Source organism: Psychrobacter urativorans (assembly GCF_904846675.1).
Classification (GTDB): domain Bacteria; phylum Pseudomonadota; class Gammaproteobacteria; order Pseudomonadales; family Moraxellaceae; genus Psychrobacter; species Psychrobacter urativorans_B.
The window spans coordinates 1-6,603 of sequence record NZ_CAJHBT010000038.1 but is presented as its reverse complement, the minus strand read 5'-3'; the positions used below and the strand labels follow the sequence as shown (position 1 = coordinate 6,603).

At 39.6% G+C, this 6,603-nt stretch carries 6 protein-coding genes; 5 read left to right on the top strand and 1 reads right to left on the bottom strand.

Features of this window, described 5'->3' with window-relative positions; genetic code table 11:
- Positions 1-648: 648 nt before the first annotated feature.
- Positions 649-1,437 (bottom strand): IclR family transcriptional regulator C-terminal domain-containing protein, encoded by a 789-nt coding sequence (locus JMY06_RS11390; protein WP_201618362.1) that lies wholly within the window; start codon positions 1,435-1,437, stop codon positions 649-651.
- 48 nt (positions 1,438-1,485) lie between these two features.
- Between JMY06_RS11390 and JMY06_RS11385 the strand changes: the two genes are divergently transcribed.
- The 5 genes from JMY06_RS11385 to JMY06_RS11365 form a co-directional block, all read left to right on the top strand.
- Complete coding sequence (locus JMY06_RS11385) at positions 1,486-2,844, top strand: lyase family protein (RefSeq protein WP_201618361.1); 1,359 nt, start codon at positions 1,486-1,488, stop codon at positions 2,842-2,844.
- Between the two features lie 225 nt (positions 2,845-3,069).
- Positions 3,070-4,122, top strand: a complete 1,053-nt coding sequence (locus JMY06_RS11380) for a TRAP transporter substrate-binding protein (RefSeq protein ID WP_201618364.1) — start codon at positions 3,070-3,072, stop codon at positions 4,120-4,122.
- Positions 4,123-4,171: 49 nt separating this feature from the next.
- A complete protein-coding gene (locus JMY06_RS11375; protein ID WP_201618363.1) occupies positions 4,172-5,227 on the top strand; it encodes a TRAP transporter substrate-binding protein in 1,056 nt (351 codons plus the stop codon).
- A gap of 163 nt (positions 5,228-5,390) precedes the next feature.
- On the top strand, positions 5,391-6,302 hold the full coding sequence (locus tag JMY06_RS11370; protein ID WP_201618360.1) for a TauD/TfdA dioxygenase family protein: 912 nt from the start codon (positions 5,391-5,393) through the stop codon (positions 6,300-6,302).
- Between the two features lie 12 nt (positions 6,303-6,314).
- The coding region (locus tag JMY06_RS11365; protein ID WP_201618359.1) for a class II aldolase/adducin family protein at positions 6,315-6,603 on the top strand (289 nt) is incomplete at its 3' end.

The following is a 6,603-nucleotide window of genomic DNA, read 5'->3' as shown; positions in this document are numbered from 1 at the left end:
ATCTGCTATCTTTTTGATAGCTTCTGCTTTGAATTCCGTACTGTAGCTCTGCATTTTCTTGGTCATGGTAAACTCCTTGTCGAGTCGTTAGTTTACCAAGTTTATCTCTACGGTTTCTTCAGCATAGCTCATTGACATGAAATATAGTGTCACCTCGAGCATGTAGTAACGCTGAAAGTTAGACTGTAAAATCAATCCAATCTATTCTTTTGGGAATCGGGAGCAAGACGAGAGTCGCCGGTGGTCCGATATTGGCGTGAGTGGTTTTATAGGTCTCAGTTGGCGTTTATTACAGCTACTCATATATTCAGTAGATGGTAAAAATTCTCTCGTCAGCTAATAGCAACAGTATCTCAAGAGCTAAGACCCTAGATATACTCATATACTACTACAGACCAGTTGGTCTATGCTGTCAAGTAGGTAGACGTTAACTTTGAAAAGTATACAAATTTAGTATGATTTTTCTCGTAGATCTGACCTAAATTATTTAGGTCAGATCTTAACGTTTAGTTAGGCTCATCGACTAACTTTTAAGTATCAATGGATAATATAAACTGAAAAATTAGCATGCCATTAAATTAAGAACCATCTACTGCTTTGATAAATATTACATTCAAAACTAGATAAATGGTACTCAAAAGCTTCCAATCAGATATAGTAGGTTTGAATTTTTGCAGCACAATCACGTAAGGTTGGCAAAAATTCTTCAAGTAGAACTTCATTAGAAATACGCATGGCATTGGTGCTAATGTTAATCGCACCAATTAACTCATTGTTTGATTTATAGACTGGAAGAGCAAGTGATCGTAAACCTGTATCTAACTCTTGATCTACAACGACATACTGTTGTTCTTTAACCTGTTCTAGCATCTGACCAAATTGCTTGCGGTCGGTAATGCTGTATGGTGTGTGAGATGTTAACTCTACTTCTTTGATGTACTTTTCGAGCTGGTTGCTAGGAAGATTAGCAAGAACAGCACGCCCCATAGAGGTATAAGCAACTGGTAGTCTCGTGCCAATCGACAAGGTTATAGATAATAGGCGATGTTCAGCTGCAGAGCGTGCTATATAAACCACGTCATCACCATTCAACACTCCAAATGAACAGGATTCCCCCGTCTTTTCGGTCACGCGCTCTAAGTAAAATTGAATGATATCGTGATGATGCACACTACTTAAATAACTTGCGCCAAGGCTTAGGGTTTTGGGTGACAAACTAAACTGGCGCTTATTTTTATGGACGTAACCGAGTGCGTGCAATGTTAATAGATAACGTCGAGCTTTTGCTCTTCCCATCTTGGTGCGTTCGGCCACTTCGCTTAGAGTCATAACAGAATTATTTTCGTCAAAGGCCAGCAATACGCTCAAACCTCCCGCAAGAGAGGCAACAAAATCTGGGCTATCGAAGAGTATTTTCTTATCTTGTTCGTTATCCATACTTCGTTATCCACACTATTTAATACTTACTAAAACAAGGGATTCTAAATGAAAGTTACTCAATTAATCAATCAGCCTTTTGTACACCCTGATATCGCTCAAGATTTTTCTGCTCGTTTTTTTGTTCAAGCTATGTTGGATTTTGAACTGGCAATCCTAGAAGTCAGAGAAAATAACGGCCTTATTCCTGAAAAAACGCTACAAAGATCTAAACAAGCGTTAGCGTTAGATATGTTTGATATTGATGCGATTGGGGCACAAGCCTATCTTGGTGGCAATGCAGCCATTCCTTTCGTGGCACAAGCCAAAGCCTTGTTACCCCAAGAAGTAAAACCGTATTTTCATCAGACGGTGACCAGTCAGGATGTAATTGATACTGCGATGATGCTGATGCTTAAACCAGCACTAAAACATATCAACCAAGACTTAATTGAGGTGCTAGAAGCCTGTAAAATATTAATTGAGAATCATCGTGCGACTCCAATGGCGGGTAGAACATTAATGCAACAAGCTCTACCGATTACTTTTGGAGCGAAAGTCTCACAGTGGGCATCATCGTTAATCGCTGTCATACCAAATTTAGCACAATTAGAGCGCTCGGGATTTTATTTACAATGGGGTGGTCCTGTTGGGGTTAGTGATGAAGAGAATGAGGATTATGAACTGCCTCAGCAGGTTGCAATATTACTTGGGTTATCAATGCCATTATTACCTTGGCATACTAATAGGCAACCTATTCATAATTTAGGCTCTACACTAGATGCATGTGCCGGTGCAATGGAAAACATTGTCGAAGATATTGCCTTAATGTGTCAATCCGAATTAGGTGAAGTAGCTGAGCCCGCTATTACAGGCATGGGCGGGTCGTCGTCGATGCCACATAAACGCAACCCTGTATTGTGTGCCTTAATTAAAGCAGCCACTATAAGAATGCATGGGCATCTAAGCGTGATTAGCAACACAACCGCTCAACCTTTTGAGCGCGCACTAGGACAATGGCATGCCACTTGGGTACCTTTAACTGAGGGCGTGGCTTTGGTTACTGGTGCCACAGCTTATCTGAAAAGTTTATTGCAAGGATTGCAAGTCTACCCTGAGCGCATGGCGGCTAATCTTGATTTAAATAGCGACGCTTATCTGGTTAAAAATTTGAAGCATCATTTTTCAGTCACTCAAGATCACATCTATCCTTTGATAAAGCAAGCCAGTCAAGAAGCGCATATCAATCACCAGGGGTTTGTGCAAAATTTTCTAGTTTTACTAGAAAAACAATCGATAAATCTGGACGATAACAGTGGCGAACTTGAAGCAATCCTATCACCTTTAACATACTGTGGTGCAGCGGATAAACAATGCCAAGTGACATTGCAAGCGATTGATAAATTAATTATGCTTTTAAGGAGATAACTGGATTGACAGAGGGATAGAAAAAGTATAACTTAGTTCACTATAAGAACAGTAATTCTAATGTAGAACAAAGTACACTAGACTATTAAGGCCATTAAGAGAGAAGCACGACGTCAGTCTATATTTGTCCTGACGATTTGTTTTCGCAAGTTATCAAAGTGGTGTTTTGAGATGCGCCTGACTTTATATTAGAGCTATTTCCAACCATCAAAAAAGGAATTTATGATGAAAAAAACTCTCCTAGCTAGTATGGCATTGGCAGCTCTAATTGGGGTTACTGGCTGCTCGCAATCGAATGATACAGCCACCGATAAGAATGCTGTTGCGGATACTACAATATTACGCTTTGCACATTTTTGGCCGGCTACTTCAGCAACGCATAAAGATGTTTTTGAACCGTGGGCAAGAAAGGTTGAAGAAGAGTCAGATGGTAGAATTAAAGTTGAGATTTATCCTTCAGCCACACTTAGTAAAACTGATGCCGCCTATGATTCAACTGCCAAAGGAACTGTTGATATAGGCTCTCAACTTCAAGGTTATTCAAACGGCCGTTTTCCATTGACTCAAATCACAGAACTCCCAGGTCTTTCTAACTCAGCGACTCAAATGAATTGTATGTTGCAAACCTTATATGATGATGGAGTTATATCAAGTGAATACGAAGATACACACTTACTATTTATGATGGGTACAGGTCCTGGAGGAATCCATACCGTTGATAAGCCTATTCGTACACCAGATGATTTGAGAGGTCTGCGTATTCGTCGTCCTTCAGCTATTGCTGGTGACATTATTGAAGCTGCCGGAGGAACGCCTGTCGGTTTACCTGCTACTGATGTCTATACCTCTCTTCAACGTGGTGTTTTAGACGGGTTAAGCCTTCCATGGGATGCTACGGGCTCATTTAAACTCATTGAACTTGTAAATACACACACAAACATACCTTTTTATAGTTCTGCTATCGTAGTTACTATGAATAAAGATAAGTATGAAAGCCTAACTGACGACCTTAAAAAAGTTATCGACGACAACTCTGGTAAAGAGATGGCTGCTGTTGCCGGTAAAGTTTTCGATGAAGAAGATGACAAATTTATGGCTGAAGCAAAAGCTAAAGGTGACATTATGATAGACATTTCTGATCCATTAAACGACCCTGCATGGAAAGGTCCACTGGAAGCAGGAACCCAAAAATATTTAAAAGATGTCGAAAACCTTGGATTAGATGCACAAACAGTCTACCAAAAAGCTAAAGAAGCTAGTGCTGCTTGTAAGTCCTAACTTATACCAAGCCAAAAGAAACACAATACAATTTATCTACAGGGAAGAGATAAAAATGTCTAATAAATTCAAGATTGGTGCTATGTCTTTATTTATAGCAATCGCAATGGGTATTTCGGGTTGTTCCGGTCAGTCTGATCAGAGCGCTGGCAATGATACAACGGTTCTAAGATTCTCACACTTTTGGCCAGCGACTTCCGCAATGCATACCGAAGTTTTTGAACCATGGGCTAAGAAAATTGAAACAGAATCAAATGGTCAATTGAAAGTTGAAATTTACCCTTCTGCAACTTTGAGTAAACCCGATGTTACTTACGATTCTGCTGCTAAGGGAACCATTGACATCGGATCGCAAGCTCTTGGTTATACTGCTGGACGCTTCCCATTAACCCAAATTGCAGAGTTACCAGGTTTATCAAATACAGCCAGTCAAATGAGCTGTATGCTGCAAACCCTTTATGACGATGGCACTATCGCTAGTGAGTATGAAGATACCCATTTACTATTTATGATGGGCGCAGGTCCTTCAGTATTGCATACAGCAGATAAGGTTATTCGTACTCCAGCAGATATGAAAGGTATGCGCATACGTCGTCCCTCAGCAATTGCAGGCGATATTATTGAAGCTACCGGTGGTACTCCTGTAGGATTCCCTGCTACGGATATATATACTTCATTGCAACGTGGTGTTATTGATGGTGTAAGCCTACCTTGGCAGCCTACTGGTGATTTTAGGCTTACAGAATTAACCACTGCACATACTAATCTTCCTTTTTACAGTTCAGCATTACTGGTAACAATGAATAAGGATAAGTATGAAGGTCTATCTGATAATTTGAAAAAAATAATTGATGATAACTCGGGTAGAGTAATGGCTGATATTGCAGGAAAGATGACTGATAAAGAAGATGCTAAATTTATGGAAGAAGCTCGTGCAAAAGGAGATACCATGATAGACATTCCTGACCCACTCAATGACCCTGATTGGAAAGGTCCCCTGACAGAAGGTACCCAAAAATACCTTAGTGATGTTAGAGCCTTAGGCTTAGATGCTGATGGTATTTACGAGAAAGTCAAAGCCGTCAGCGCAACCTGCAAAATGTAGTTCATAGGAGGTAAGTCAATAATTACTGTCAAGTGTAGCAAAGTGGTGTTCTCTAACCTAGAGATAGTAAAGAACAAATGTTAAGAGCAGATATCTTAATCTTCTATTTTACAGTTGATGGGATATATAATTGATTTTTAATAAATTTTAAAGGATTAAAATTATGAAAAATATTACACATCCAACGGGACTCTTTGATAATAGTGCTAGAGATTATAAGCACATTACGGCTGTTCCTTTAGCATCGTCTATGGGAGCAGAAATACAAGGTGTGGATTTAAGCAACGTCAGTGATGACGCCATGGCTGAGATTCAAAATGCACTGTATAGACACAAACTTATCTTTTTTAGAGACCAAGAAATCTCTTTTACCGACCATGAAAACTTAACCCTTCAGTTTGGTGAGTTCGGAACGGATGCCTACACCAAAGGTGTGGTAGGCCATGAAAACATTCAACCAGTCATTAAAGAAGCGACTGCTGAAACCAAAATGGTATTTGGAAGTGGCTGGCACACAGATTCAGCGTTTTTAGAGCGTCCGCCTTCAGTGGCTATCAACTACGGAATAGACATGCCTCCGTATGGCGGAGATACGTTATTTGCAAACTCTGTTCTAGCGTATAACAGTTTAAGCCCCGCAATGAAAAAGATGATAGACCCGCTTAAAGTATGGATGAGTGCTAAGCATGTTGTTGCCTCTATGCAAGCTGAAAGACAATCAAAAAAAGCGAGTGAATTAGGAAGTCTGGAACTTGATGTAGATACCCAAAAAATGGTTGAAGGCACGTATCACCCATTGGTTAGAACCCACCCTGTTTCGGGTGAAAAGTCCCTATACGTTGATAAAACCTATGCTTGTGGTATAGAAGGCATGACAGAAGAAGAATCACGACCTTTACTTGATTTTTTATCTAGTTTTGCCACTCAAGAATCCTTTGTCTGTAGGCTAAAATGGTATAACAATACATTGATCATGTGGGATAACAGAATCTGTTTACATCAAGCTTTTAATGATTATGATGGCTACAGAAGAGAAATGTATCGTGCAGTCGTAATGGGCGAGAAACCAGAATAAAAGGATAATACCATGGAAGATATTTTTGCATCCACAGTGACCCCTCCTGGGTATAGTGATATTGAATGGAAAGCCAGAGTAGACTTGGCACTCTGTTATAGAATGGTTGATTATTATGGTTGGACCACACAAGTTTATAATCATATTTCATATAAAATACCGGGAACTGAGCATTTATTAATTAATGCATTTGGACTTTTATATAGTGAAATCAAACCATCAAATTTAGTAAAAATAGATTTTGACGGAAATAAGGTTGATGATTCGCCATATCCAATAAATAAAGCGGGTAATGTCATTC

Bases quoted from the DNA above. Each gene is read 5' to 3' on its own strand.
- JMY06_RS11390 (WP_201618362.1), bottom strand. From the start codon at position 1,437: ATGGATAACGAACAAGATAAGAAAATACTCTTCGATAGCCCAGATTTT.
- JMY06_RS11370 (WP_201618360.1), top strand. From the start codon at position 5,391: ATGAAAAATATTACACATCCAACGGGACTCTTTGATAATAGTGCTAGA.
- JMY06_RS11380 (WP_201618364.1), top strand. From the start codon at position 3,070: ATGAAAAAAACTCTCCTAGCTAGTATGGCATTGGCAGCTCTAATTGGG.
- JMY06_RS11385 (WP_201618361.1), top strand. From the start codon at position 1,486: ATGAAAGTTACTCAATTAATCAATCAGCCTTTTGTACACCCTGATATC.